The organism is Streptomyces sp. NPDC002044 (assembly GCF_040296725.1).
Taxonomy (GTDB): domain Bacteria; phylum Actinomycetota; class Actinomycetes; order Streptomycetales; family Streptomycetaceae; genus Streptomyces; species Streptomyces antarcticus.
The window spans coordinates 19,197-44,865 of record NZ_JBEOXU010000006.1 but is presented as its reverse complement, the minus strand read 5'-3'; the positions used below and the strand labels follow the sequence as shown (position 1 = coordinate 44,865).

Genomic DNA, 25,669 nt, shown 5'->3' with positions numbered 1-25,669 from the left:
GGGCGACCCGGCTGCTCCCATGGACGGCGGGGGTGAGGGAGATGAGGGGACTCAGGGTCGTACCGAGCGGACGGCCCGGTCACGGGCGGCTGTACGTGAACCTGCCCGACGGGCGGGCGGTGGCCTGGTACGACCGGCAGGCCAACCGGATCAGCGTCCTCGCGGACGAGCAGCGCGACGCCGTCGTGCGGGTGTTGCGGCCGTTCCTGACCGGCGCCGTCTCCATCGGCCCGCCCCCGGTGCCCACGGCGGCGCAACTGCGGAGCCTCGAACTCCCGCCGGACGCGGACCTGGCACCCAACCGACCCGGCGAGAACCTGATGGGCGAGCTGGACCACGGAACGGCGGGCACCCGGGCGCGCCACCGGCTCCGCCGGGACCTGGCCGCCCGACAACGGTCGGGCGACGCCTTCGACGCCCTGGAAGCGCGCGGCTGGCGGATCCTGCACTGCGTCCCGCTGCCCGGCCTCGGCCTCATCGACCACCTGCTCATCGGCCCGGCGGGGATCTTCTGCGTCCGTACGGTCCCGGCCCGGGGCCGGCGCGCCGCGGTCGGCGACCTCCTGATCGCCGTCGGCCGGGCGGACCCCCGCCCGGACCCCCGCTGGGCCCGCCTCGCCGCGGTCCGCGCCGAGCTGACCTTGTCGTCCCGCGCTGCCGCGGACGTTTCGGCGCTGACCTTGTCGTCCCGCGCTGCCGCGGACGGTTCCGCGCCGCCCCTGATGTCCCGCGCCGCCGGCGCCCGGTCCGGGCCGGTCCCGGCGGTCCGCGTCACCGGAGCCCTGGCCGTGGACGACGCCTCCCGTGTCGAGGTGGCGCCCACCGTCCGCGACCTCCGCGTCCTCCAGCCCCGGACGGTCGCCCCGGACCTCGGCAGCCTGCCCGCCGCCCTCGAACCCCCGGCCGTGGAGGCCCTGTTCGCCCTCGCCCGCGACGCCCGGACCTGGCTGCAGGCCCCCTCGGGCGTGCCCGGGAAGCCCCGCCCTGCCCGCGACGCCTGAGGGTCGCGCCGCAGTGGAGACCCGGACGCCGGACGGTCGGCGCCGCGGCCCGGGGGCGCCGCGGCCCGGGGCGCCCAGGTACCCCCGGGCGCCGGTCTCCGGGACCGCGCGTCAGGCGGAGGTGCGCTTCCGGGCTGTCGGGGCGGCCTTCTTCGCGGTGGCGGTCTTCTTCGCGGCCGCTGCGGACTTCGCCGAAGTGGACTTGACCGCGCTCGACTTGACCGCCGCAGACTTGGCCGCCGTCGGCTTCGCGGCGGACTTCCCCGCCTTGGCCGCCGTCGTCGCGGTGGTCTTCTTCGTCGCCGCCGACGCCGGCTTCTTCGCGGACGCCGCCGTCGACTTCTTCCCGCCGACCGCCTTCGGCGAGGCGGCCGCCGCCTTGCGCCGGATCGGCGTCACCTCGGCACCGGCACCGGCGCCGGCACTCGTACCCGCGCCCGTGCCCGTGCCCGATCCCGCGCCCGCCACTCCCTCCGGCTCCGCACCGGACCCCGGTTCGCCGCGGGAGGCCCTGGCCGCCCGTACGCTCTTCTCCAGCGCGGCCATCAGATCGATCACCTGCCCGCCGGCCGGCTCCGCCGTCACCTCCGACGGCTCGAACGCCCCGCCCGCCTTCGCCGTGACCATCGCCTCCACGGCCTCCCGGTAGTCGTCGCGCAGCGAGGCCATCTCCACCTCGCCGAGCGTCGCCATCAGCGCGTCCGCCAGGTCGAGTTCGGCGTCCCGCACCGACACCGAACCCTCCGGGGCGACGCCCTCGGGCGCCCGGATCTCGTCCGGCCACAGCAGCCCGTGCATCGCGATCACGTCGTCGACCACCCGCAGCATGCCCAGCCGCTCCCGGCCCCGCAGCGCGTACTTGGCGATCGCGACCTTCCGGCTCCGTTTCAGCGCCTCCCGCAGCAGCGTGTACGGCTTCGCCGCCGTCGCCCCGTTCGCCGCGAGATAGTACGCCGCGTCCATCTGCAGCGGATCGATCTCCTCCGCGGGCACGAACGACATGATCTCGATCGTCTTCGCGGTGGCCAGCGGCAACTGGGCGAGGTCGTCGTCGGTGATCGGGATGATCGACCCGTCGGCCTCCTCGTACCCCTTGCCGATCTCGGCGCCCGACACCTCCTCGCCGTCCAGTTCGCACACCTTGCGGTAGCGGACCCGCCCGCCGTCGGCGAGGTGGATCTGGCGGAAGGAGATCGAGTGGCTCTCGGTGGCGTTCACGAGCTTGATCGGAATGCTGACCAGGCCGAAGGAGATCGCCCCGTTCCAAATGGATCGCACGGTTCCTCCTGTTTCGTGGCAATCTCATCGTATGACGCCGATCACTTTGGTGGAGGGCCGTCGCATCGCGCTCAGCAATCTCGACAAGGTCATCTACCCGGAGACCGGCTTCACGAAGGGCGAGGTGCTCCACTACTACGCCACGGTCGCGGGCTCCCTCCTCGCCCACATCCACAACCGGCCCGTGTCCTTCCTGCGCTATCCCGACGGTCCGGACGGCCAGCGCTTCTTCACCAAGAACCCGCCGCCCGGTACGCCCGCCTGGGTGAAGACCACCCCCGTGCCCCGCTCGGAGGACTCGGCCGCCGAACAGGTCGTCGTCGCCGACATGGCCACCCTCATGTGGTCCGCCAACCTCGTCGTGGAGTTCCACACTCCGCAGTGGACGGCCGGCAGCCCCGCCGTCGCCGACCGGATGGTCCTCGACCTCGACCCCGGCCCGCCCGCCGGCGTCGTCGAGTGCTGCGCCGCCGCCCTGTGGCTGCGCGAGCGCCTCGCCGCCGACGGACTGCACGCCTACGCCAAGACCTCCGGCTCCAAGGGCCTGCACCTGGCCGTTCCCCTGGAGCCGACCCCCTCCGAGCAGGTGTCGGCGTACGCGAAACAGCTCGCGCAGGAGGCCGAGCGCGAGCTCCCCGACCTGGTCGTGCACCGCATGGCGAAGGCCCTGCGCCCCGGCAAGGTGTTCGTGGACCACAGCCAGAACGCCGCCGCCAAGACCACCGCCGCGCCGTACACCCTGCGCGCCCGGCCCCGGCCCACCGTCTCCGCTCCCGTCTCCTGGGACGAGGTCGCCGACTGCCGGACCGCCTCCGACCTGGTCTTCCTCGCCGACGACATCGCGCCGCGGCTGGCCCTCGACGGAGACCTCTTCGGCCCCCTGATCAACCTCAACCGGGCCGGGCGGCTCCCCGGCCGCCCCCGGCCGGCCGGGCCCCGGCCGTGATCCGCGTCGCGCTGGCGGCCGCCGTACGGACCCTGCCCCGCGGGGCGGGCCTCGCGTACGAGCCGAAGTTCGACGGGCACCGCCTCGTCGTGCTGCGCTCGGCGGCGGACGTCGTCCTCCAGGCGCGCTCCGGCCGGATCGTCACCGCCGCCTTCCCCGACCTGGCCGCCGCCGCCCTGCCCCTGCCCGCCGGGACGGTGCTCGACGGCGAGGTGGTCGTCTGGCACGCCGGCCGCACCGACTTCGCGCTCGTCCAGCGCCGGGCCGCGGCCACCGCCGCGCGCGCCGCGGTCCTGGCGCGGAGCCTGCCGGCCTCGTACGCGGCCTTCGACGTCCTGGAGCTGGCCGGGCTGGACGTGCGCGGACTCCCGTACGAACGCCGCCGGGCGCTCCTGGTCGACCTGCTGCTGCCCCTGGGCCCGCCGCTGCAGCCGGTCCCGATGACGACCGACCCCGAACTGGCGGCCACCTGGTACGAAACCCTGCCCGCCAGCGGCATCGAGGGCCTGGTCGTCAAACGGCTGGACCAGCCCTACCCGGCCGGGCGGCGCGGCTGGACCAAGCTCCGGCACACGCACGTGCGGGACGCGGCGGTGGTCGGCTACACGGGCACCCCGCGCCGCCCGCTCGCCCTGGTTCTCGCACTGCCCGGCGCGGACGAGACCCCGGTGGTGTCGAGCCCGCTGACCGCGGCCCTGCGCGCCGAGGTGGCGCGGGCGGTGGCGGGGCGGGCGCAGGCGCCCCCGGCCGGGGCGCCGGCCACGGTCACCGCCATCGGTCTCGGCGAGGTCCCGTTCCGGCCGCTGGACCCTCCGCTCGCCGCGGAGGTGCGGCACACGTCGGCCCGCCACCCGCCTCCGGAGGTCCTCCGCCTCCGGACGGACCTCTGACCCGCGCGGGGGCGGGTCAGAGGTCCGTCCGGAGGGAAGTGTCCGGGAGGACGGCCTACTCGTGGGCGCCGCGCCCCGAGTTGGGAGGAGAGCCCGGCTGCGGATGCGGTCCCGGACCCTCCACGTGCTCGTATCCGGACTCCCGCTCGGCGCGGGCCTCGGCCTGGTGGCTGTGGGTGGTCGAGCCGAAGTTCCCGTAGCCCTGCATCTCGTGCGGGCGCAGGCCGCTCTCCGGGAACTCCACGTGCTCCCGCTCCTCGCGGACCTCGTACACCGCCCCTCCCTCCGGGAGGTGGGGCTGGCTCTCCGCCGACGGCGGGGCCGGTTCCTGTGCCCGCACCTTCTTGCCCAGCCAGAAGGCGCCGAGCAGAAAGCCCACCACCGCGATCCCCACGACCGCGAACCACGCGATGTCGGTCAGGGTCGAGTCCACGCTCAGGGTCGAGTCCATACGGATATTTTCTCGCACTTTGATCCGTTATGCGCTGTTCTGGAGTGGATGGCTTGCTGCATCCGGGGTAAGCGCGAAGGCACCCGGTGCACAGCGGCACAGCGATGACCAGAGGAGGGCGGCCATGCCCCGCGGATCTTCCCCCAAGCGTGAACGCCAGTACGAGCACATCAAGGAGAGCGCCGAGCGGCGCGGCGAGCCCGAGAAGAAAGCCGAGGAGATCGCCGCCCGCACGGTCAACAAGGAACGCGCCCGCGCCGGTGAGTCCGAGACCGCGAGCAAGGAGTCCCTCGACGACATGTCCTCGTCGCGGCGCGGCGGCCTGCACTCCCACTCCGGGGCGCGGGGCCCCACGTACGACCAGCTCTACGCGCAGGCCAAGCGCCGCAACATCCACGGCCGCTCGGGCATGAACAAGGCACAGCTGGCGCGCGCCCTCGGCGACACCTGAGCCGCGCGCCACCTCGTGCCGGCCGGAGCGGGGAGTCAGCCGCGCAGCGGGCCGTCCGAGTCCCGCAGGGCCCGGGCCTCGCGCCCGCCGAGCACGCCCAGGATCTCGGCGCAGATCGCGAGCGCCGTCTCCGCGGGCGTACGCGCCCCCAGGTCCAGCCCGATCGGACCGTGCACCAGCGCCAGCCGCGCCTCACCCACCCCGGCGGCGACCAGCCCCTCGCGGCGCCGTGCGGTCGTCCGCCGGGAACCGAGCGCCCCCACGTACGGGACGCCGAGCGCCAGTGCGTCCCGCAGGGCCGGGACATCGAAGTCCGGGTCGTGACTGAGCATCACCAGGCAGGCGGCGTCCCGGTGATCGGACAGCAGCTTCCCGGCCGTCGCCCCGTCCTCCACGGTCACCGCGCCCCAGCCCAGCAGCGCGGCCTGCCGCCCGATGACGTCGGCCAGCTCCCCGCCCCCGCCGATGACCAGGTACGGGGCCGACGGGTACGCCTCCACGAGCACCAGCCCGGACTGCCCGTACAGCGCGTCCCGCCCGGGCCGCCGGGTGGCGAGCAGCTCCCCGGCCCGCCGCTCCGCATCGTCACGGGGGGCGTCGACGGCCCGTACGACCTCGCTGACCGCCTGGTCGGCGGCCTCGTTCAGCCGGGTCACCAGCGCCACCCCGGCCCCCTGCCCGAGCAGTTCCCACCACTCGGCGGGTACCGCGGACAGCGGCTGGAGCAGGATCTCGGCGGACCCGCCGCAGGTCAGCCGGGCCCCGACCGCCTCCGCTCCGGCCACCGACACCTCGCACACCCGGGCGGTACGCCCGTCGGGCAGGGCGGCCGCTTCAGCGGCCAGCTCGGCGTCGAACACCCCGTTGTACAGCGCCCCGACGCACTCGCCGCGACCGTCTATCAGCACGGCGCCGGCCGGGTCCCGCGGCCCGAAACCCTGCTCCGTGACGGGCCTGGCCAGGAACCCGGCCCGCCCCTCGGCCGCCCACCGCTGCGCCGTCTCCACCAGCTCACGCATCCGCGCCGCCCCATCCCTCTGCGAGCTCACTCCCCGCAAAGCGCCAGGTCAACGGCACGATGCGGCCTCACTGCCCACCCTATGCACGCCCCCGGCCCGACCCCACCCCCCAAACCCACAGACCCCACCCCACCTCCCTCGTACAGACCACCGGAACCACCCGGCGATCAGAGCCCGTGTCCGCGAGGCTTTCAGAGCGAGTTGATGAACGCCGACATCTCGTTCATGTCGATCTCTTCCATGTCTTTCGGGGGGATGACCAGCGTGATCGATTCGGCCAGCGGCTCCTGTCGCGACTTGGAGACGCAGGAAAGGATGATCATCTTGGCCAGGCTTTCGCGGTCGAGGCTGTTGACCCGTGCGAGATCCGATCCGAGCACGGGCATGGAGATCGCCTCGCGGTGGCCGTTCGACGCGACGGCGGACCACAGCTCGTTCAGGCTGTTCCACAGCTGGTCCACGCTGGATTTCGCGATGAGGTCGTTGGTCATCGTGGAGTAGGCGACGCAGTAGTACTTCCGCCCGTCTCTGCCGAGTACGGCCACCGTGCCTACTGGGTAGCGCTCTCTCTTCCCTCTGGGCTTGTCCGTGGGGTCCTCGACCTTTCGGACGGGGACGTTGCTCAGCGCGACGGCCAAGTCGCGGGAGAGGAGCGGTTCGTCATCGGCGTACACGTTCCTCATGAACTGAGCCTGCACGCTGCGAGGGGAGATGATGTCGCCTCCCTCGACCGATGTGTCGAACACATCGGTGAAGCCGACCACGAGTCCGCCCTCTTCGTCGAACAAGTCGCCTTCCTTCACCGTGACGGTGAAGGAAGGGTGGGTGAAAGAGCGGCTGACCGATGTGCGGGGAGCGGAAAACACCACACCCCAGGCCAGGGAGAGCAGTGCGACTCCCGCCAGTGTGCTGCCGCCCTGAAGCTCGGGGGTGGGGCGAACGGTCAGGAAGAGCTGGATCGTTCCGGCGAGAGCGGCGAAGGCAACCGAGGAGTTCTGGAAGAGGAGAACCCATCCCCGCCTGGTCCCGTAAGCGGCCATCAACCGGCGAATCGACCTCACGGTTGCCTCCGTCCGGGCTAGAAGGGCGGGAAGGAGAGCTTTTCGCTTTCCGTGTTGATGTCGATGAACAGCTGTGACTTCACGGCGAGGCTCTCCAGTTCTTCACGGATCTCCAGGGCTCTGATGAATCCATGTTCGGAGCATTGGACGCTGATTCCATGGGTAAACGCCCTGCACTTGACGACGGCTTCGGGTCCGAGCATGCGCTGGACCTGGCGCGCCAGATATTCCGATTTCGCGGGGGAGGGCCGCGTCTCCTCGCGATTGATCGTGACCTCGCGGGGCTCGTTGATCACGTACTGATGGCGTGACTCGTCGGCATGGGCGATCAATGACGCCAGGTTGTTGACCCGGGAAGACTGCTCCCTCACCAGGCCCACGAGTTCGTTCAGGATGTCCGAGGTCTCCCTTTCTGGCAGGTCGTTCTTGGGGGATTCCTTTCGCAGTTCGTTGAGTGAGATCTCCAGGTCGCCCCAGAAACGTCCGAAGGTGGTGCGGAGTCGTTCTGAATCGACCGTCACGGAACACCTGGCATTGATGCTCTTCACCATGGCCCACACGTCTTCACTGTTCGTGCTGTCGGTCGCCTGGAACTGGGCCAGAGGACTGGAGAGGTCCCTGATGGGCATGTCGACGAGGAACGGGGCGAGCATTCCTTCCCCCAGTTCGCGCGAGATGGCTCCCGACTCGAAATTGATCCAGGGTGCCGCTTGGTTTTCGCGTGTGACGCAGACGATCCCGAAAGAGCAGTCCTTCAGCTCGGTGGCGATCGTGATCAGTCCCCGTTCTCCTTTCGAGATGTCCTGGGACGAAACGAACGGAGTGATCGACGGGTTCATGTACGGCAGCCAGCCCCGGAGTACTTCCGCACACTTCCTGGAGGCCACCCCGGACCAGCTGATGAAGATCTTCACGTGTTCATCCCCCTGATGACCGGCACGGAAGACCATGATGTCGCGTGGCGCGGCAGCGTGTCCCGTGGTTCGGCATGAAGCGGCGCACACGCGGCCGTTGGCGCACGTGCGGATGCCGACCGCGCCGGTTACGGCAGGAGGTGAGCGTTCACCGCGCGCGCCCGGTCGGTCAGGCCGGGGAGCTCCACGACCTCGACGCCGGCGCCGCGAAGGGTCTCCACCCCCACGCAGTCCGCCACCAGCAGGCTCGGCTCACGCCATGCGATGGCCACGCGCCGGATCGGGGAGCGAAGGATGAGCTGGGTGCAGGTCAGAGGGCGGGACTTGCGTTCCGAGCAGGGTTCAAGGGTGCTGTAGAGGGTTGCCCCCGCCAGGCTGGGGTCGTCCAACGGGAGCTTGGCCAGGGCCGATTCCTCGGCGTGGACGTGCGCGTCGGTCTCCCGGGAGTAGCCGCGCGCGAGTTCCGTGCCGTCCGGGCCGACGACGATGGCGCCGACGGAGAAGGCGCCCTCCGCGGGCGGGCACTGCCGGGAGAGCTCGATCGCCCGCTCCATCCAGGTCACGTCTTCTGCGTGCGTCACGCGGAACCCTCCTGCTTGGGCAGATAACGGAGAAGGACGACGTCGCCGAGCGTGCGCGCCTCGGCCAGGCGCATCCGGCGGGTGGAGCCGCCCGGGTAGGCGGCCGGGTTGAGGAAGCGGGGGGCGTCCGCGTCACCGACGACCAGGGGTGCGATGGCGAGGTGGATCTCGTCCGCCAAACCCTGGGAGAGGAACGCGGTGTGGATCCGTCCGCCGCCCTCCACCATCAGCCGCTCTACACCGCGGTCGCCGAGGTCGTCCAGGATCGCCCCGAAGTCGATGGCCGGGCCCGTGGAGACCACGTCCGCCAGACCCGACAGTTCCTCGCGGAGCTTCTTCTCGCCCGCGTCCGTGGTGTACGCGAGCTTCTCGCCGCCGTGGTGCCAGAACTTCAGGCCGGCGCCCAGTTCCCCGCTCGCGGTGACGGTCACCTTGAGCGGATAGGCGGGCTTGCCCGCCGCCAGCCGCGCCGCGCGCCGCTCCTCGCTGTTCACCAGCAGCCGCGGGTTGTCGGACCGCATCGTGGCGGCGCCGATCAGGATGGCGTCCGACTCGGCACGCACCTGGTCGACCCGGTCGAAGTCCTCGGAGTTGCTCAGGAGGAGACGGGAGGTGCCGGTGTCGTCGATGCAGCCGTCCACCGAGGCGGCCACGCTGAGCAGAACGTACGGGCGGGGCATCGGGAGTCTCCTCCGAGTGCTGGTCGGTGCGGAGGGCGAGCCGGCTCGGGCCTCACCCGGGAACAGTGTGGGACAACGACAAAGGCCCGGACTCAGTTGGACTGAGTTCGGGCCTTCATGCTTGGCACTTCAGCTGGTCGGCGATGCGATCGCGATGTTCCGGCTGGAGTGCCCCCGGCAGGATTCGAACCTGCGCACACGGCTCCGGAGGCCGTTGCTCTATCCCCTGAGCTACGGGGGCGCGTCCGCCGACTTGCGGCGACGGGTTGAACACTACCAGCTCGCCCGGGGTGATCAGGAACGGATTCGGCGGGGGGAGCGGGGTGCGTCGCCCGGAGGGGGCGGAAGTGGCGAAAGCCCGGACGCGGGAGCCTCGGCGGACCTACTCTCGAGTTGTGCCAGGCGTCTCGGGCCGGGTGCTTGTTGTCGACGACAACAAGGTCATCCGGCAGCTGATCAAGGTCAATCTCGAGCTGGAGGGCTTCGAGGTCGTGACCGCGAACGATGGTGTCGAGTGCCTGGACGTCGTGCACCGGGTGTGTCCCGACGCCATCACCCTTGATGTGGTCATGCCGCGGCTCGACGGGTTCGGTGCCGCCGCCCAGTTGCGGGCCGATCCGCGGACCCGGCACCTGCCCGTCGCCATCGTCAGCGCCTGTACGCAGTACGAGGTCGAGGCCGGCATCGCCGCCGGGGTGGACGCCTTCGTCGCCAAGCCCTTCGAGCCCGCCGAGCTGGTGCGCGTCGTGCGGCGGCTGGTCGAGCGCAAGGACCGGCGCGACGGCAGGAAAGGGGCCCCCGCCGGAAGGGGCCGGGGGTAGTTCCCCGTGACGGCCGGCCCGCCCGCGGGCGGCACCTGTTCACATGGCGAAACCCTTGGCGTGACGTGGGGGTGTCTCGCCTAGGCTGGTCCCGTGAACCCCGCCGACCTCCCCCGTACCGTCGCGCACGCCGTGCGCTGCGCCGTCGAGGACGGGGAACTGGGCGGCATCCCGCCCGAGCGGGTGGTCGTCGAGCGGACACGGCCCGGGGGAGTGGGGGAGTACGCCTCGCCCGTCGCCTTCCAGATCGCCAAGGGCGCCCGCATGCGGCCCGCCGACGTCGCGGCCGTGCTGGCCCGCCGGCTGGGCGGCGTCCCCGGGATCGAGCGCGTCGAGGTCACCGGCCCCGGGTTCGTGAACTTCGTGCTGCCGGCCCTGTCCGCCCCCCGGATCATCGCCTCCGTGACCGCGCCGCGCCCCGGCCCGATTGCCCCCGTCGGCGGGACGCCCGGGCTGCGCGAGCGTGCCGTGCGCGAGGCCGTCGTACGCATCCAGCGCACCCAGGGCCGCCGGGACGACACCCCGGCCGCGCCCCCCGCCGCCGCGCCCCTCGCCGGGCGGGACGGCGACGTCCTCGCCCGGTACGGGGCCGGCGCCGTGCTCTGGGCCGTGCTCGCCGTACCGGCCCGCGAGACGCCCGAGTTCTCCGACCGGCTGCTCGTCCAGGGCGAGGACAGCGAGTTCTTCCGGGTGCGGTACGCCCACGCCCGCAGCCGCGCCCTCCTGCGCAACGCCCGCGACCTGGGCTTCGGGCCCGCCGCCGGGGAGGTGGACGACGCCCCCGCGCTGCTGCGGGTCCTCGCCGACCACCCGCTGGTCCTCGAAGCCGCCGCGCACCACCGGGCGCCCGAGCGCCTCGCCCGGCACCTCGTCGAGCTGGCCGACGCGCTCCTCGACTTCCAGTACCGCGTCCTGCCCCAGGGGGACGAGAAACCCTCGGCCGCCCACCGCGCCCGGCTGGCCCTCGCCGAAGCCGCCGGGACGGTGCTGGCCGGCGGCCTGGCCCTGCTCGGCATCGACGCACCCGAACGCCTGTGACCCGCGAAGAGAGATACCGATGAGCCGTTCCGCGCACCCCGCCGGGCCCCGCCACGCCGACGTCATGCCCGAGGGGCACTACTCCCCGCCCGCCGCGGACCTGAACGTCCTCGACGAGAAGGTCTGGGCCCGGACCGTCCACCGCAACGCGGACGGCGTCGCCGTCGTCGGCGGGATCGAAGTGACCAGGCTCGCCGAGGAGTTCGGTACCCCCGCCTACTTCCTCGACGAGGAGGACTTCCGCGCCCGCTGCCGCGCCTGGGCCCTCGCGTTCGGCAAGGACGCCGACGTCTTCTACGCGGGCAAGGCGTTCCTCTCCAAGGCCGTAGTGAAGTGGCTGTGTGAAGAGGGCCTCAACCTCGACGTCTGCTCGGGCGGCGAGCTGGCCACCGCGCTCGCCGCCGGCATGCCCGCCGCGCGCATCGCCCTCCACGGCAACAACAAGTCCGTCGCCGAGATCACCCGCGCCATCGAGGCCGGCGTGGGCCGCATCGTCCTCGACTCCTTCCAGGAGATCGCCCGCGTCGCGCACATCGCCCGTGAGCTGGGCGTACGCCAGCCCGTGCAGATCCGGGTCACGGTCGGCGTCGAGGCGCACACCCACGAGTTCATCGCGACCGCGCACGAGGACCAGAAGTTCGGCATCGCCGTGGGCGACGGGTCCGCCGCCGAGGCCGTCCGGCGCACGCTGGGCCACGACAGCCTGGAGCTGCTCGGCCTCCACTCCCACATCGGCTCGCAGATCTTCGACATGGCCGGCTTCGAGGTCTCCGCCAAGCGCGTCGTGCGGCTGCTGGCCGCCGTACGCGACGAGCACGGCGTCGAGCTCCCCGAGATCGACCTCGGCGGCGGCCTCGGCATCGCGTACACCTCCTCCGACGACCCGGCCGAGCCGCACGACATCGCCAAGGCCCTCCACGAGATCGTGGCGCGCGAGTGCGAGAGCTCCGGCCTGCGCGCCCCGCGGATCTCCGTCGAGCCCGGCCGGGCCATCGTCGGCCCGACCGCGTTCACCCTCTACGAGGTCGGCACGATCAAGCCGCTGGAGGGACTGCGGACGTACGTCTCCGTCGACGGCGGCATGTCCGACAACATCCGGACGGCCCTGTACGACGCCGAGTACTCCATCGCGCTCGTCTCCCGCACCTCCGACGCCGAGCCGATGCTCGTCCGCGTCGTCGGCAAGCACTGCGAGAGCGGGGACATCGTCGTCAAGGACGCGTTCCTGCCCGCCGACCTGGCCCCAGGCGACCTGCTCGCCGTGCCCGCGACCGGCGCCTACTGCCGCTCGATGGCCAGCAACTACAACCACGCGCTGCGCCCGCCGGTCGTCGCCGTGCGCGACGGCGAGGCCCGGGTCATCGTCCGGCGCGAGACGGAGGAAGATCTCCTGCGACTCGACCTCGGATGATGAAATAGACGTCTCACTCAATGGACCGAGGATGGAAAGTGCTGTCCATTGAGTGAGACTGGTTCACGACCGGCGTGCGATCCGCGCGCGGTTTCATGCTGGAAGATCGAAAGGCGTAGGTCGAATGATGCGTACGCGTCCGCTGAAGGTGGCGCTGCTGGGCTGTGGAGTGGTCGGCTCAGAGGTGGCGCGCATCATGACGACGCACGCCGACGACCTCACGCAGAGGATCGGCGCGCCCGTCGAGCTCGTCGGCGTGGCCGTACGCCGCCCCTCGAAGGTGCGCGAGGGCATCGACCCCGCGCTGATCACCACGGACGCGACCGCCCTGCTCAAACGCGGTGACATCGACGTGGTCATCGAGGTCATCGGCGGGATCGAGCCGGCCCGCACCCTCATCACCACCGCCTTCGAGAACGGCGCGTCGGTCGTCTCCGCGAACAAGGCGCTGCTGGCCCAGGACGGCGCCGCGCTGCACGCCGCCGCCGAGCGGTACGGCCGGGACCTCTACTACGAGGCCGCCGTCGCCGGCGCGATCCCGCTGGTCCGCCCGATGCGCGAGTCCCTGGCCGGCGACAAGATCAACCGTGTGATGGGCATCGTCAACGGCACGACGAACTTCATCCTCGACAAGATGGACTCCACCGGCGCCGGCTACCAGGAGGCCCTCGACGAGGCCACCGCCCTCGGGTACGCCGAAGCCGACCCGACCGCCGACGTGGAGGGCTACGACGCCGCCGCCAAGGCCGCGATCCTCGCCGGCATCGCCTTCCACACCCGGGTCCGCCTCGACGACGTCTACCGCGAGGGCATGACCGAGGTCAGCGCCTCCGACTTCGCCTCCGCCAAGCGGATGGGCTGCACCATCAAGCTGCTGGCGATCCTGGAGCGCGCCGCCGACGGCGCGTCCGTCACCGCCCGCGTCCACCCCGCGATGATCCCGCTGACGCACCCGCTGGCCTCCGTCCGCGAGGCGTACAACGCGGTGTTCGTCGAGGCCGAGGCCGCCGGGCGGCTCATGTTCTACGGGCCCGGCGCCGGCGGCTCGCCGACCGCGTCCGCGGTGCTGGGCGACCTCGTCGCCGTCTGCCGCAACAAGCTCGCCGAGGCGACGGGGCCGGGTGAGTCCGCGTACACCCAGCTGCCGGTCAGCACCATGGGCGACGTCGTCACCCGCTACCACATCAGCCTCGACGTGGCGGACAAGCCGGGCGTCCTCGCCCAGGTCGCGACCACCTTCGCCGAGCACGGCGTGTCGATCGACACGGTACGACAGCAAGGACGTCCGGACGGGGTCGGCAATGAGGCCTCCCTCGTCGTCGTCACCCACCGTGCGCCCGACGCCGCCCTCTCCGGGACCGTCGAGGCGCTGCGGAAGCTGGACACCGTCCGCGGTGTCGCCAGCATCATGCGCGTTGAAGGGGAGTAAGGACCCATGAGCAGCAATCCCACCCACCAGTGGCGCGGCATCATCGAGGAGTACCGGGACCGCCTGCCGGTGACGGACAAGACTCCCGTGGTCACCCTCCGCGAAGGCGGCACGCCGCTGGTCCCCGCGCAGGTGCTCTCCGAGCGCACCGGCTGCGAGGTGCACCTCAAGGTCGAAGGGGCGAACCCCACCGGGTCCTTCAAGGACCGCGGCATGACCATGGCGATCACCCGGGCCAAGGAGGAGGGCGCCAAGGCGGTCATCTGCGCCTCCACCGGCAACACCTCGGCCTCCGCCGCCGCCTACGCGGTGCGCGCCGGGATGGTCTGCGCGGTGCTCGTGCCCCGCGGCAAGATCGCGCTCGGCAAGATGGGCCAGGCCCTGGTCCACGGCGCCAAGATCCTCCAGGTGGACGGCAACTTCGACGACTGCCTCGACCTGGCCCGCGCGCTGTCCGACAACTACCCGGTGGCGCTGGTCAATTCGGTCAACCCGGTGCGCATCGAGGGGCAGAAGACGGCCGCGTTCGAGATCGTCGACGCGCTCGGCGACGCCCCCGACATCCACGTGCTGCCCGTCGGAAACGCCGGCAACATCACCGCGTACTGGAAGGGCTTCAAGGAGTACAAGGCCGACGGCCTCGCCTCCCGTACGCCCCGCGTGTGGGGATTCCAGGCTTCCGGGTCCGCGCCCATCGTGCGCGGCGAGGTCGTCAAGGAGCCGCACACCATCGCCACCGCGATCCGCATCGGCAACCCGGCCTCCTGGGACTACGCGCTCGCCGCACGCGACGAGTCGGGCGGGTTCATCGACGAGGTCACGGACCGTCAGATCCTGGCCGCCTACCGGCTGTTGGCCTCCCAGGAGGGCGTCTTCGTCGAGCCCGCCTCGGCCGCTTCGGTGGCCGGCCTGATCAAGGCCGCCGAGCTGGGCCTGGTCGACCCCGGCCAGACGATCGTGTGCACCGTCACCGGCAACGGCCTGAAGGACCCCGACTGGGCCGTCGCGGGCGCCCCGCAGCCCGTCACCATTCCGGTGGACGCCGAGGCCGCGGCCGTCCGGCTCGGCCTGGTCTGAGACCCGGCCCGAGGGCCGGGTTCCGGGGGTCCCCGTGACCCCCGGAACCCGGCAACTCACCCCGTACGACGACAAAAGCGCCGGCCGGGTCCGCGACACGCATCGTGCGCCTCCTGTGCGCCCTATGTCGCGGGGGAACCTTCCTTCGATACGCTGTCCCCACATCCGCCACCGCGCACATGACGTGCGGTGCTGCCCCGGGGGCCTTCGGGTGTCGTACGTTCTGCAGTACATTCGCAGCGAGCCAGCGTAGATCTCGCACAGTCACAAGGAGTGTCATCGGACGATGGCCGGTCCAGCGTTCCGCGCCGCCGCCGTACGGGTGCGCGTTCCCGCCAGCAGTGCCAATCTCGGCCCCGGCTTCGACGCCCTGGGCCTGGCCCTGGGGCTCTATGACGACGTCGTCGTCCGGGTGGCCGATTCCGGCCTGAACATCGACATCGCGGGCGAGGGCGCCGACACCCTCCCGCGGGACGAGCGCCACCTGCTCGTACGCTCCATGCGCACCGCCTTCGACCTGCTGGGCGGGCAGCCGCGCGGCCTCGAGGTCGTCTGCGCCAACCGCATCCCGCACGGGCGCGGCCTCGGTTCCTCCTCCGCCGCGATCTGCGCCGGCATCGTCGCCGCCCGCGCCGTGACCATAGGCGGCGAGGCCAAGCTCGACGACGCGGCGCTGCTGGAGCTCGCGACCGAGATCGAGGGCCACCCCGACAACGTCGCCGCCTGTCTGCTCGGCGGCTTCACCCTGGCATGGATGGACGGGGGCAGTGCCAAGGCGATCCGTATGGACCCCGCCGATTCCATCGTTCCGGTGGTCTTCGTCCCCTCCAAGCCGGTCCTGACCGAGACCGCGCGCGGCCTGCTGCCGCGCACGGTCCCGCACGTGGACGCGGCCGCCAACGCGGGTCGCGCGGCGCTGCTGGTGGAGGCCCTGACCAGGCGTCCCGAGCTGCTGCTGCCGGCCACCGAGGACCGCCTCCACCAGGACTACCGGTCCCCGGCGATGCCCGAGAGCGTGGCACTGGTGGCACGACTGCGGGCGGACGGCATCCCCGCGGTGATCTCCGGCGCGGGCCCCACGGTCCTCGCGCTGGTCGACAACGGTGCGGCCGACAAGGTCGCGCAGCTCGCGGGCGAGGGGTGGGCCGCCAACCGGCTCGCCCTCGACGCCGCGGGCGCCAGCGTGCTTCCCCTGGGCACCCAGGGGGGCTAAGGGGTGTCCGCCAAGGCGGCCGGTCAGGGGCGGGCGGCCGGGCAGGCCGCCCGCGCCGAAGGGCGCTGTTGCCGGTGATGGAGAGGGGGAATGTCTGTTGGATCCGGTAGTGTTAGTCTCAAGTGAGCATCCGAAGCCGCCATGGCTCGGTGCTCAGTGTCCCCATTCGGGACCACCTTTTCTCCGGGAGCCTCCCCGACTGCTTTGATCACTTCCAGCAGTTTCGAGCACGCTCCGGAATCGGCGTGACATTCCCACGCTTCCAGCTCGGGGGCTTCTCGCCGGAACACCCACGCACTTGCACGTTTCTCTCCGCCGTATCTCTATCGGCGGACCACCGCCCCGGCACGGTCCACACCTAGGACTGCTGTCGGACAGCACAACCGGTCGCCGAGCCAGACAGGCCGACGTCCGCTCCAGGGAAGGACCCTTCGTGAGCGACACCACCGATCTGATGGGCGCTGCCGACACCTCTGTCGACGCCAGTGCCCCCGCCGCGGGCGCCGCTACCAAGCGCCGCCGCACCGGCACCGGCCTGGACGGCATGGTTCTGGCCGAGCTGCAGCAGGTCGCGTCGGGCCTCGGTATCAGGGGCACCGCGCGGATGCGCAAGAGCCAGCTGATCGAGGTCATCAAGGAGGCGCAGGCGGGAGGCAGTGCCCCCAAGGCCGCGTCCTCCGCGGCGGCGGGCGCCGCCGACACCGCCGAGGCCAAGCCGAAGCGCCGTGCCACCAGCAAGGCCCGTACGGGTGAGGCGGCCGCCGAGGCGCCCGCCGAGAAGCCCGCCGCGGCGCAGGCCCAGATCGAGATCCCGGGCCAGCCCGCCAGCGAGGACGCCCCGGCCGGCGAGCGACGCCGCCGCCGGGCCACGGCCCCCTCCGGCAGCCCGGAGACCGCGACCGCCTCCGCCGTACAGGTCGAGCAGAAGACCGAGGCCCCCGTGGCCGAGGCCGCCACCACGGCCGCTCCGCAGACCGACGCCAAGGCGGAGGCGGCCACCGCCGTCTCCGCGCAGGACGGCGAGGGCCGCGGCCGGCGCGAGCGCCGGGACCGCGGCAACGACCGCGGCGACCGTGCCGAGCGCCAGCGCGACCGCCGCGACCGCGGTGCCAAGGCCGACGACCAGGGCCAGGGTGCCCAGGGTCAGGGCGGCCAGGGCCAGGGTGCTCAGGGCGGTCGTCAGGACCGTGCCGAGCGCGCCGACCGCCAGCAGCAGGGCGGCCGCGGCCAGGGCCAGGGGCAGGGCCAGAACCAGGGTCAGGGCCAGCAGCGCCAGGACCGTCAGGACAACGGCCCGCAGGACGACTTCGACGGTGAGGACGGCCGGCGCGGCCGGCGCGGCCGCTACCGCGACCGCCGTGGCCGTCGCGGCCGTGACGAGTTCGCCCCCAGCGAGCCGCAGGTCGCCGACGACGACGTCCTGATCCCCGTCGCGGGCATCCTCGACATCCTCGACAACTACGCGTTCATCCGGACCTCGGGCTACCTGCCCGGTCCCAATGACGTGTACGTCTCCCTCGCGCAGGTCCGCAAGGCCGGGCTCCGCAAGGGCGACCACACCACCGGTGCCGTGCGCCAGCCCAAGGACGGCGAGCGCCGCGAGAAGTTCAACGCCCTCGTGCGGCTGGACTCGGTGAACGGCATGGCGCCCGAATCCGGCCGGGGCCGCCCTGAGTTCCAGAAGCTGACCCCGCTGTACCCCCAGGACCGGCTCCGTCTGGAGACCGACCCGGGCGTGCTGACGACCCGCATCATCGACCTCGTGTCGCCGATCGGAAAGGGCCAGCGCGGCCTGATCGTGGCCCCGCCGAAGACCGGCAAGACCATGATCATGCAGGCGATCGCCAACGCGATCACCGTGAACAACCCCGAGTGCCACCTGATGGTCGTCCTGGTCGACGAGCGTCCGGAAGAGGTCACCGACATGCAGCGGTCGGTCAAGGGCGAGGTCATCTCCTCGACCTTCGACCGCCCGGCCGAGGACCACACCACCGTCGCCGAGCTGGCCATCGAGCGCGCCAAGCGCCTCGTCGAGCTGGGTCACGACGTGGTCGTCCTGCTGGACTCCATCACCCGTCTGGGCCGCGCGTACAACCTCGCGGCGCCCGCCTCCGGCCGCATCCTGTCCGGTGGTGTCGACTCGACCGCGCTGTACCCGCCGAAGCGCTTCTTCGGTGCCGCGCGCAACATCGAGGACGGCGGCTCGCTGACCATCCTGGCCACCGCGCTGGTCGACACCGGCTCGCGCATGGACGAGGTGATCTTCGAGGAGTTCAAGGGCACCGGCAACATGGAGCTCAAGCTCGACCGCAAGCTCGCCGACAAGCGCATCTTCCCGGCTGTCGACGTCGACCCGTCGGGCACCCGCAAGGAGGAGATCCTCCTCAACGCGGAGGAGCTCGCCATCGTCTGGAAGCTGCGCCGGGTGCTGCACGCGCTCGACTCGCAGCAGGCGATCGAGCTGCTGCTCGACAAGATGAAGCAGACGAAGTCGAACGCCGAGTTCCTGATGCAGATCGCGAAGACGACCCCGTCGGGCAAGAACGACGACTGATTCCCCCGGCTCAGGCCGCAGGAGTCCGTCCGCGTCAGCACAGCCGCCCCCGCCGCACCCGCGGCGGGGGCGGCTGTGCGTCGTCCTGCCGGCATTGCGACCTTCGCCACATTGTGCATCCGGTCGAACCTTTGGCTTCCGGGCCGCGTTCCCGGGTAAAAGCCCAGGTGGACGCGGCGGGGCGCGCCGTACGAGTCCCGGGGTGCCCCTCCGGGCACGGGTCGGGACGGCCCCGCGGCCGTGGAACCCTGGGCGGCGTTCGCCCGTCTGTGTCAACAGGACCGCAGTCCGGAAGCGGGCCGCAGGGGACCGGTGACCGGATGGGGACTGAGGAGAGCATGAGCCAGGACAGCACGGGACGCGGACGCCGCGGCGCGGGCCGCCGCCGCAAACCCCCCAAGCGCCGCAGGGCCCTGGCCATCGCGGCGTGGACCGCCGCGGCCGTGGTGCTGCTGGGGGGCGCGGGCCTCGGCTACTTCTACTTCAAGTTCAACGGCAACCTGAAGACCGTCGACATCGACGCGGCCCTGGGCAAGGACCGCCCGCAGAACGTCGACAACGGCTCGATGGACATCCTCGTGCTCGGCTCGGACTCCCGCGACGGAGCCAATGGCGAGTACGGCAAGGACGACGGGGGATCCGCCCGCTCCGACACCGCGATGATCGTCCACCTGTACGAGGGCCACGAGAAGGCCAGCGTCATATCGATACCCCGCGACACCATGGCACCGCGCCCCGCCTGCGCCACGGCCAACGGCAAGACCGACCCCGGCGGTCAGCGCAGGCAGTTCAACGAGGCGTTCACCATCGGCGGGGCCTCCTGCGCGGTCAAGACGGTCGAGACGATGTCCGGCATCCGCATGGACCACTACCTCGAGGTCGACTTCACCGGCTTCAAGAAGATCATCGACGACCTCGGCGGCGTCGAGGTGACCACCACCAAGCCCATCAAGGACGGCGCGAGCCACCTCGACCTCCCGGCCGGCACGAACAAGCTCGACGGCGAGCAGGCCCTCGGTCTCGTCCGTACCCGCAAGAGCGTCGGCGACGGCGGCGACCTGGGCCGAATACAGCTCCAGCAGGCTTTCATCAAGGCCCTGATCAAGCAGGTCAAGGGCATCGGGCTGTTCGACAACCCCAAGAAGCTGCTCGACCTCGCCGACTCCGGGACCAAGGCGATCACCACGGACAAGGGGCTCGGCGACGTGAAGTCGCTCATGGCCTTCGCGCAGGGCCTCCAGGGCATCGACGCCCAGGACATGCAGATGATCACCCTGCCGGTCACCCCGGACCCGCGCGACGACGACCGCGTCGTCCCGCTCGCCAAGGAGTCCAAGCTGGTCTGGGACGCCCTGCTGGCCGACCGGCCGATCCCCGCCGAGGCCACCCAGAACTCGATGGGCGACAAGGGCTCCGCCGGCCAGATCGTGCGCTAGAGCCCCCGTTCGCACGGGTCGCCGCCGGTGCGGGCCGCCCCCGCCGCCGGCGCCGGCGTGGGTCCGCGCGCCGCGCGGAATAGATGCCGGACCCTCCCCGTTGAACCAGGCGTCCTCAGAATTTTGACAGGCAGCCCGGTCCTGGCAGACTGGTCTGTCGGCCCCGGTTCACGCAGCGCGCAATTCGGCTCCTGCGACCCGGCGCCCTCCCGATCTAGGAGACACCTTGAAGAGCGAGATCCACCCCCAGTACGTCGAGACCCAGGTCAGCTGCACCTGTGGCGCCGCGTTCACCACCCGTAGCACCCTCACCGAAGGCTCCATCCGAGCCGAGGTCTGCTCCGAGTGCCACCCGTTCTACACGGGCAAGCAGAAGATCCTCGACACCGGTGGCCGCGTGGCCCGCTTCGAGGCCCGCTTCGGCAACAAGGGTGCGGCCAAGAAGTAGCGCGACCCAGGCGCCGGTCTCCGGCCGCCCCCTGTCCACGCGGGGGCGGCCGGACCGGCGCCTTTGTCGTCGTTCCAGGCCCGTCAGAGTCACCCCGCAGTCCCTTCGCACTTTCACCCCAGGAGTCCCCCGATGTTCGAGGCGGTCGAGGAACTGATCGGCGAGCACGCCGATCTTGAGAAGAAGCTCGCCGACCCTTCGGTGCACTCGGATCAGGCCAACGCGCGCAAGCTGAACAAGCGCTACGCGGAACTGACCCCGATCGTCGCGACCTTCCGGGCGTGGAAGCAGTCGGCCGAGGACATCGAGACGGCCAAGGAGTTCGCGGCTGTCGACCCCGACTTCGCGGCCGAGGCCAAGGAACTGGCCGTGCAGCGCGAGGAGCTCACCGAGAAGCTCCGCCTGCTGCTGGTCCCGCGCGACCCCAGCGACGACAAGGACGTGCTCCTCGAGGTCAAGGCGGGCGCGGGCGGCGACGAGTCGGCCCTGTTCGCCGGCGACCTGCTGCGCATGTACCTGCGCTACGCCGAGCGCGTCGGCTGGAAGACCGAGATCATCGACGCCACCGAGTCCGAGCTCGGCGGCTACAAGGACGTCCAGGTCTCCGTCCGCACCAAGGGCGGCAACGGCGCCACCGAGCCCGGCCAGGGCGTGTGGGCCCGCCTGAAGTACGAGGGCGGCGTGCACCGCGTCCAGCGCGTTCCGGCCACCGAGTCCCAGGGACGCATCCACACCTCCGCCGCCGGCGTCCTCGTCACCCCGGAGGCCGAGGAGGTCGAGGTCGAGGTCAACATGAGCGACCTGCGCATCGACGTGTACCGCTCCTCCGGCCCCGGCGGCCAGTCCGTCAACACCACCGACTCGGCCGTGCGCATCACGCACCTGCCCACCGGTGTGGTCGCCTCCTGCCAGAACGAGAAGAGCCAGCTCCAGAACAAGGAGCAGGCCATGCGCATCCTGCGCTCGCGGCTCCTGGCCGCCGCCCAGGAGGCCGCCGAGCAGGAGGCTTCCGACGTGCGCCGCAGCCAGGTCCGCAGCGTGGACCGCTCCGAGAAGATCCGTACGTACAACTATCCGGAAAACCGGATCTCGGACCACCGGACCGGTTTCAAGGCGTACAACTTGGACCAGGTGCTCGACGGCGACCTCGACTCGGTCATCCAGGCCTGTGTCGACACCGACTCGGCCGCGAAGCTCGCGGCCGCGCACTGAGCCCGCCCGCGGACCGGACCCCGCACCACCACGCCCGCACCACCCCCCGTACGACAGCAGCCCGGAGGACCAGCGTGAACTTGCTGCTTGCCGAGGTGGCCCAGGCCACCCAGCGGCTGGCCGCCGCCGGCGTGCCCTCACCGCGCTTCGACGCGGAGGAGCTCGCGGCCTTCGTGCACGGCGTCAAGCGGGGGGAACTGCACCACGTCAAGGACGCGGACTTCGACGCCCGCTACTGGGAGGCCGTCGCCCGCCGCGAGGCGCGCGAGCCGCTCCAGCACATCACCGGCCGCGCCTTCTTCCGGTACCTGGAGCTCCAGGTCGGGCCCGGGGTCTTCGTGCCCCGGCCCGAGACCGAGTCGGTCGTCGACTGGGCCATACAGGCCGTCCGGGCGATGGACGTCGTCGAACCACTGATCGTCGACCTGTGCACGGGCTCCGGCGCCATCGCGCTGGCCATGGCGCAGGAGGTGCCGCGCTCGCGCGTGCACGCCGTCGAGCTGTCCGAGGACGCGCTGCGCTGGACCCGCAAGAACGCCGAGGACTCCCGGGTCACCGTCCACCAGGGGGACGCGCTGAGCGCCCTGCCCGAGCTGGACGGCCAGGTCGACCTGGTCATCTCCAATCCGCCGTACATCCCGCTGACCGAGTGGGAGTACGTCGCCCCCGAGGCCCGCGACCACGACCCCGAGATGGCGCTGTTCTCGGGCGAGGACGGCCTCGACACCATCCGCGGCATCGAGCGCACCGCGCACCGCCTGCTGCGGCCCGGCGGCATCGTCGTCATCGAGCACGCCGACACCCAGGGCGGCCAGGTGCCGTGGATCTTCGCCGAGGAGCGGGGCTGGGCCGACGCGGCCGACCACCCGGACCTGAACAACCGCCCGCGCTTCGCGACCGCCCGCAAGGCCATGCCGTGATCCGGGCCGCCTTCCCCAGTGACACCGCCACCACCCCCCTGCTGCACGAGGAGTCCCGCTGATGGCCCGGCGATACGACTGCAACGACGCGACGGACCGCAAGACGGGCCTGCGCGAAGCCGCATCCGCCGTGCGCCGCGGCGAGCTCGTCGTGCTGCCCACCGACACCCTGTACGGGATCGGCGCGGACGCCTTCAGCCCCGAGGCCGTCCACGAGCTGCTCGCCGCCAAGGGCCGCGGCCGCGGCATGCCCACCCCGGTGCTCATCGGCTCCCCGAACACGCTGCACGGCCTCGTCACGGACTTCTCCGAGCAGGCCTGGGAGCTCGTCGACGCCTTCTGGCCGGGCGCGCTGACGCTGGTCGCCAAGCACCAGCCGTCGCTGGCGTGGGACCTGGGGGACACCCAGGGCACCGTGGCCGTACGGATGCCGCTGCACCCCGTCGCGATCGAGCTGCTCACCGAGGTCGGCCCGATGGCCGTGTCCTCGGCGAACCTCACCGGTCACCCGGCGCCGGAGGACTGCGACGCCGCCCGCGAGATGCTCGGGGACTCGGTGTCCGTGTACCTCGACGGCGGCCCGACCCCCGGCATCCAGCCGTCCTCCATCGTCGACGTCACCGGCAAGGTCCCGGTGCTCCTGCGGGAAGGCGCCCTGACCGCCGACCAGCTGCGGGAGGTCGTACCCGACCTCGAGGTGGCCCCGTGAGCCCTGAGGGGCGTGGCATAGCGGGGGAACACCTCCGGGCGACCCCCCTCGGATGGAATCCGGGGGAGGTGACCGGAGGGGACACCTTCCGCATCCTCCACGTCAGCACCGGGAACGTGTGCCGCTCGCCCATCACCGAGCGGCTGACGCGGCACGCCCTCTCGCACCGCCTCGGGGGGATCGTCACCGGGGACCTGATCGTGGAGAGCGCCGGCACGTGGGGGCACGAGGGGGCCCCCATGGAGGCGAACGCGGCCGCGGTCCTCGCGGACTTCGGCGCCGACGCCTCCGGTTTCACCGGGCGGGAGCTGCTGGACGAGCACGTCATACGCGCCGACCTGGTGCTGACCGCCACCCGCGACCACCGGGCGCAGGTCATCTCGATGGGCCACTCGGCGGGGCTGCGCACCTTCACGCTGAAGGAGTTCACCCGGCTGGTCCGGGCGATAGATCCGGCCACCCTGCCACCGCTGGACGACGGGATGGTGGAACGGGCCCGGGCGCTCGTCCGCGCGGCCGCGGCGCTGCGCGGCTGGCTGCTGGCGCCCACGCCCGACGCGGACGAGGTGTACGACCCGTACGGGGCGCCGATCACCTTCTTCCGCTCGATCGGCGACGAGATCAACCAGGCGCTGGACCCGGTCGTCACGGCCCTGACGGGCGTGACGGCTTCGCGCTGACGGGCCTGACGGCTTCCGTCCGACGAGCCTGACCGCTTCGGAGTCCCGCGCGCCGGGGGCGGCTCGGGCGGCGGGAAACGGGTGGCGGGAATATCGTGGCCCTACCCGGTACACCCAGCGCGCGGGAGTCGTGCCATGACCGTCATCACCGAGCAGTCGGCGGAGCTCCTGCGCCGGCAGGACCCGCAGCTGGCCGACATCCTCGACGGGGAGCGCCTGCGCCAGGCCACCACCCTGCAGCTGAGCGCCGCCGAGAACTTCACCTCCGCCGCCGTGCTCGCCGCACTCGGCTCGCCGCTCGCCAACAAGTACGCCGAGGGCTATCCCGGCGCCCGCCACCACGGCGGCTGCGAGTACGCCGACCTGGCCGAGCGGGCCGCCGTGGAGCGGGCGACGGCGCTCTTCGGGGCCGAGCACGCCAACGTGCAGGCACACTCCGGCTCCTCCGCGGTCCTGGCCGCCTACGCCGCGCTGCTGCGGCCCGGGGACACGGTCCTGGCCATGGGGCTCCCGTACGGGGGGCACCTCACACACGGGTCGCCCGCCAACTTCTCCGGCCGCTGGTTCGACTTCGTCGGGTACGGGGTCGACCCGGCGACCGGCCTCATCGACTACGGGCAGGTGCAGCGGCTGGCGCGCGAACACCGGCCGAAAGCCATCGTCTGCGGGTCGATCTGCTACCCCCGTCACCCCGAGTACTCCGCCTTCCGGGAGATCGCCGACGAGGTCGGGGCCTTCCTGATCGCCGACGCCGCCCATCCGATCGGGCTGGTGGCCGGCGGGGCCGCGCCGAGCCCCGTCCCGTACGCCGACGTCGTGTGCGCGACCACCCACAAGGTGCTGCGCGGGCCGCGCGGCGGCATGCTCCTGTGCGGCGCCGAGTTCGCCGAGCGCGTCGACCGGGCGGTGTTCCCCTTCACGCAGGGCGGCGCCCAGATGCACACCATCGCCGCCAAGGCGGTCGCCTTCGGGGAGGCAGCGGGAACGGGCTTCACCACGTACGCCCACCGGGTCGTCGCCAACGCGCGGTCGCTGGCCGAGGCGCTGGGGGAGCACGGGCTGGCGATCACCACCGGCGGGACCGACACCCACCTGCTGTCCGCCGACCCGGCGCCGCTGGGCCTCGACGGCCCCGCCGCCCGCGCCCGGCTCGCGGCCGCCGGGATCGTGCTCGACACCTGCGCGCTGCCGTACGGGGAGCAGCGCGGGGTGCGGCTCGGGACGGCGGCGGTGACCACCCAGGGGATGGGTGAGGCGGAGATGGTCCGGATCGCGGCGCTGTGTGCCGCCGCACTGCGCGGGGAAGCCGCGCGAACGCGTTCCGAGGTCAACGAGCTGGCGTCAGCATTTCCCCCGTACGGGGCGTAATGCGGACAAGAGGGGTGTAGCGCAACCGGGATACCGCCCCCTCGCGTCCTCGGCACTGGTGACATCGCAGCTAATGTGTGG

At 71.9% G+C, this 25,669-nt stretch carries 25 protein-coding genes and 1 tRNA gene; 18 read left to right on the top strand and 8 right to left on the bottom strand.

All coding sequences use genetic code 11. The annotated features are described in order from the left end of the window. The first annotated feature begins 41 nt into the window (after positions 1–41). On the top strand, positions 42–1,001 hold the full coding sequence (locus tag ABT106_RS03020) for a nuclease-related domain-containing protein (RefSeq protein ID WP_351271374.1): 960 nt from the start codon (positions 42–44) through the stop codon (positions 999–1,001). Between the two features lie 111 nt (positions 1,002–1,112). Here ABT106_RS03020 and ku read toward each other — a convergent pair whose 3' ends face one another. Next, positions 1,113–2,279: a non-homologous end joining protein Ku gene (gene ku / locus ABT106_RS03015; RefSeq protein ID WP_351271371.1), complete on the bottom strand. Its 1,167-nt coding sequence runs from the start codon at positions 2,277–2,279 to the stop codon at positions 1,113–1,115. A gap of 31 nt (positions 2,280–2,310) precedes the next feature. On the opposite strand from ku, the gene ligD reads away from it, so the two are divergent. Then, entirely contained in the window at positions 2,311–3,225 is a 915-nt protein-coding gene (gene ligD, locus ABT106_RS03010; protein WP_351271368.1) for a non-homologous end-joining DNA ligase, read from the top strand. After that, a complete protein-coding gene (locus ABT106_RS03005) occupies positions 3,225–4,115 on the top strand; it encodes an ATP-dependent DNA ligase (RefSeq protein ID WP_351271507.1) in 891 nt (296 codons plus the stop codon). Before ligD ends, ABT106_RS03005 begins: the two co-directional genes overlap by 1 nt. A gap of 55 nt (positions 4,116–4,170) precedes the next feature. On the opposite strand, the gene ABT106_RS03000 is transcribed toward ABT106_RS03005, so the two are convergent. Further along, positions 4,171–4,566, bottom strand: a complete 396-nt coding sequence (locus ABT106_RS03000; protein ID WP_351271365.1) for a DUF6479 family protein — start codon at positions 4,564–4,566, stop codon at positions 4,171–4,173. Positions 4,567–4,690: 124 nt separating this feature from the next. Here ABT106_RS03000 and ABT106_RS02995 point away from each other — a divergent pair, with 124 nt between their 5' ends. Beyond that, entirely contained in the window at positions 4,691–5,017 is a 327-nt protein-coding gene (locus ABT106_RS02995) for a plasmid stabilization protein (protein ID WP_351271362.1), read from the top strand. Between the two features lie 35 nt (positions 5,018–5,052). Here the strand turns inward: ABT106_RS02995 and ABT106_RS02990 are convergent, their stop codons facing one another. The 6 genes from ABT106_RS02990 to ABT106_RS02965 all read right to left on the bottom strand — a co-directional run bounded on the left by ABT106_RS02990 (position 5,053) and on the right by ABT106_RS02965 (position 9,513). Continuing rightward, positions 5,053–6,036, bottom strand: a complete 984-nt coding sequence (locus ABT106_RS02990; RefSeq protein WP_351271360.1) for an XdhC family protein — start codon at positions 6,034–6,036, stop codon at positions 5,053–5,055. A gap of 191 nt (positions 6,037–6,227) precedes the next feature. Further along, complete coding sequence (locus ABT106_RS02985) at positions 6,228–7,097, bottom strand: macro domain-containing protein (RefSeq protein ID WP_351271357.1); 870 nt, start codon at positions 7,095–7,097, stop codon at positions 6,228–6,230. A gap of 17 nt (positions 7,098–7,114) precedes the next feature. Further along, positions 7,115–8,011: a toll/interleukin-1 receptor domain-containing protein gene (locus ABT106_RS02980; protein ID WP_351271354.1), complete on the bottom strand. Its 897-nt coding sequence runs from the start codon at positions 8,009–8,011 to the stop codon at positions 7,115–7,117. A gap of 128 nt (positions 8,012–8,139) precedes the next feature. Continuing rightward, the gene (locus ABT106_RS02975; protein WP_351271351.1) at positions 8,140–8,592 is read right to left on the bottom strand and encodes a cytidine/deoxycytidylate deaminase family protein; all 453 of its coding nucleotides are present in this window, start codon (positions 8,590–8,592) and stop codon (positions 8,140–8,142) included. Next, on the bottom strand, positions 8,589–9,272 hold the full coding sequence (locus ABT106_RS02970; protein WP_351271348.1) for a RibD family protein: 684 nt from the start codon (positions 9,270–9,272) through the stop codon (positions 8,589–8,591). The genes ABT106_RS02975 and ABT106_RS02970 overlap by 4 nt, the downstream gene beginning before the upstream one ends. Before the next feature lie 169 nt (positions 9,273–9,441). Beyond that, positions 9,442–9,513 (bottom strand) — tRNA-Arg (locus tag ABT106_RS02965). A gap of 106 nt (positions 9,514–9,619) precedes the next feature. Here ABT106_RS02965 and ABT106_RS02960 point away from each other — a divergent pair. The 14 genes from ABT106_RS02960 to glyA all read left to right on the top strand — a co-directional run bounded on the left by ABT106_RS02960 (position 9,620) and on the right by glyA (position 25,588). Further along, a complete protein-coding gene (locus ABT106_RS02960) occupies positions 9,620–10,093 on the top strand; it encodes a response regulator (RefSeq protein WP_502979180.1) in 474 nt (157 codons plus the stop codon). A 93-nt stretch (positions 10,094–10,186) separates the two neighbouring features. Then, positions 10,187–11,131, top strand: a complete 945-nt coding sequence (nrtL, locus tag ABT106_RS02955) for an ArgS-related anticodon-binding protein NrtL (protein WP_351271346.1) — start codon at positions 10,187–10,189, stop codon at positions 11,129–11,131. 19 nt (positions 11,132–11,150) lie between these two features. Then, positions 11,151–12,542: a diaminopimelate decarboxylase gene (lysA, locus tag ABT106_RS02950; RefSeq protein ID WP_351271343.1), complete on the top strand. Its 1,392-nt coding sequence runs from the start codon at positions 11,151–11,153 to the stop codon at positions 12,540–12,542. A 124-nt stretch (positions 12,543–12,666) separates the two neighbouring features. Then, positions 12,667–13,971: a homoserine dehydrogenase gene (locus tag ABT106_RS02945; protein ID WP_351271340.1), complete on the top strand. Its 1,305-nt coding sequence runs from the start codon at positions 12,667–12,669 to the stop codon at positions 13,969–13,971. Positions 13,972–13,977: 6 nt separating this feature from the next. Continuing rightward, positions 13,978–15,048: a threonine synthase gene (gene thrC, locus ABT106_RS02940; protein ID WP_351271337.1), complete on the top strand. Its 1,071-nt coding sequence runs from the start codon at positions 13,978–13,980 to the stop codon at positions 15,046–15,048. Between the two features lie 286 nt (positions 15,049–15,334). Beyond that, positions 15,335–16,261: a homoserine kinase gene (gene thrB, locus ABT106_RS02935; RefSeq protein ID WP_351271334.1), complete on the top strand. Its 927-nt coding sequence runs from the start codon at positions 15,335–15,337 to the stop codon at positions 16,259–16,261. 433 nt (positions 16,262–16,694) lie between these two features. Continuing rightward, entirely contained in the window at positions 16,695–18,815 is a 2,121-nt protein-coding gene (gene rho, locus ABT106_RS02930; RefSeq protein WP_351271331.1) for a transcription termination factor Rho, read from the top strand. 338 nt (positions 18,816–19,153) lie between these two features. Next, positions 19,154–20,251, top strand: a complete 1,098-nt coding sequence (locus tag ABT106_RS02925) for an LCP family protein (RefSeq protein WP_351271328.1) — start codon at positions 19,154–19,156, stop codon at positions 20,249–20,251. Positions 20,252–20,477: 226 nt separating this feature from the next. Next, on the top strand, positions 20,478–20,699 hold the full coding sequence (rpmE, locus tag ABT106_RS02920) for a 50S ribosomal protein L31 (RefSeq protein WP_351271325.1): 222 nt from the start codon (positions 20,478–20,480) through the stop codon (positions 20,697–20,699). Between the two features lie 132 nt (positions 20,700–20,831). Continuing rightward, positions 20,832–21,911, top strand: a complete 1,080-nt coding sequence (prfA, locus tag ABT106_RS02915) for a peptide chain release factor 1 (protein ID WP_351271322.1) — start codon at positions 20,832–20,834, stop codon at positions 21,909–21,911. Positions 21,912–21,985: 74 nt separating this feature from the next. Then, a complete protein-coding gene (gene prmC, locus ABT106_RS02910; protein WP_351271319.1) occupies positions 21,986–22,831 on the top strand; it encodes a peptide chain release factor N(5)-glutamine methyltransferase in 846 nt (281 codons plus the stop codon). A 61-nt stretch (positions 22,832–22,892) separates the two neighbouring features. Then, positions 22,893–23,540, top strand: a complete 648-nt coding sequence (locus ABT106_RS02905; protein WP_351271317.1) for an L-threonylcarbamoyladenylate synthase — start codon at positions 22,893–22,895, stop codon at positions 23,538–23,540. Then, positions 23,537–24,220 carry an arsenate reductase/protein-tyrosine-phosphatase family protein gene (locus tag ABT106_RS02900; protein WP_502979179.1) on the top strand — a complete coding sequence of 228 codons (684 nt, stop codon included), beginning with the start codon at positions 23,537–23,539 and terminating at the stop codon, positions 24,218–24,220. Before ABT106_RS02905 ends, ABT106_RS02900 begins: the two co-directional genes overlap by 4 nt. A gap of 135 nt (positions 24,221–24,355) precedes the next feature. Beyond that, positions 24,356–25,588, top strand: coding sequence for a serine hydroxymethyltransferase (glyA, locus tag ABT106_RS02895; RefSeq protein WP_351271311.1), 1,233 nt, complete (start codon positions 24,356–24,358; stop codon positions 25,586–25,588). Positions 25,589–25,669 lie beyond the last annotated feature (81 nt).

Excerpts from the sequence above, each read along its gene's own strand:
- ABT106_RS03020 (WP_351271374.1), top strand. The coding sequence starts at position 42 with ATGAGGGGACTCAGGGTCGTACCGAGCGGACGGCCCGGTCACGGGCGG.
- ligD (WP_351271368.1), top strand. The coding sequence starts at position 2,311 with ATGACGCCGATCACTTTGGTGGAGGGCCGTCGCATCGCGCTCAGCAAT.
- ABT106_RS03000 (WP_351271365.1), bottom strand. The coding sequence starts at position 4,566 with ATGGACTCGACCCTGAGCGTGGACTCGACCCTGACCGACATCGCGTGG.
- ABT106_RS02995 (WP_351271362.1), top strand. The coding sequence starts at position 4,691 with ATGCCCCGCGGATCTTCCCCCAAGCGTGAACGCCAGTACGAGCACATC.
- ABT106_RS02990 (WP_351271360.1), bottom strand. The coding sequence starts at position 6,036 with ATGCGTGAGCTGGTGGAGACGGCGCAGCGGTGGGCGGCCGAGGGGCGG.
- ABT106_RS02970 (WP_351271348.1), bottom strand. The coding sequence starts at position 9,272 with ATGCCCCGCCCGTACGTTCTGCTCAGCGTGGCCGCCTCGGTGGACGGC.
- lysA (WP_351271343.1), top strand. The coding sequence starts at position 11,151 with ATGAGCCGTTCCGCGCACCCCGCCGGGCCCCGCCACGCCGACGTCATG.
- ABT106_RS02945 (WP_351271340.1), top strand. The coding sequence starts at position 12,667 with ATGATGCGTACGCGTCCGCTGAAGGTGGCGCTGCTGGGCTGTGGAGTG.
- thrC (WP_351271337.1), top strand. The coding sequence starts at position 13,978 with ATGAGCAGCAATCCCACCCACCAGTGGCGCGGCATCATCGAGGAGTAC.
- thrB (WP_351271334.1), top strand. The coding sequence starts at position 15,335 with ATGGCCGGTCCAGCGTTCCGCGCCGCCGCCGTACGGGTGCGCGTTCCC.
- ABT106_RS02925 (WP_351271328.1), top strand. The coding sequence starts at position 19,154 with ATGAGCCAGGACAGCACGGGACGCGGACGCCGCGGCGCGGGCCGCCGC.
- prfA (WP_351271322.1), top strand. The coding sequence starts at position 20,832 with ATGTTCGAGGCGGTCGAGGAACTGATCGGCGAGCACGCCGATCTTGAG.
- ABT106_RS02905 (WP_351271317.1), top strand. The coding sequence starts at position 22,893 with ATGGCCCGGCGATACGACTGCAACGACGCGACGGACCGCAAGACGGGC.
- glyA (WP_351271311.1), top strand. The coding sequence starts at position 24,356 with ATGACCGTCATCACCGAGCAGTCGGCGGAGCTCCTGCGCCGGCAGGAC.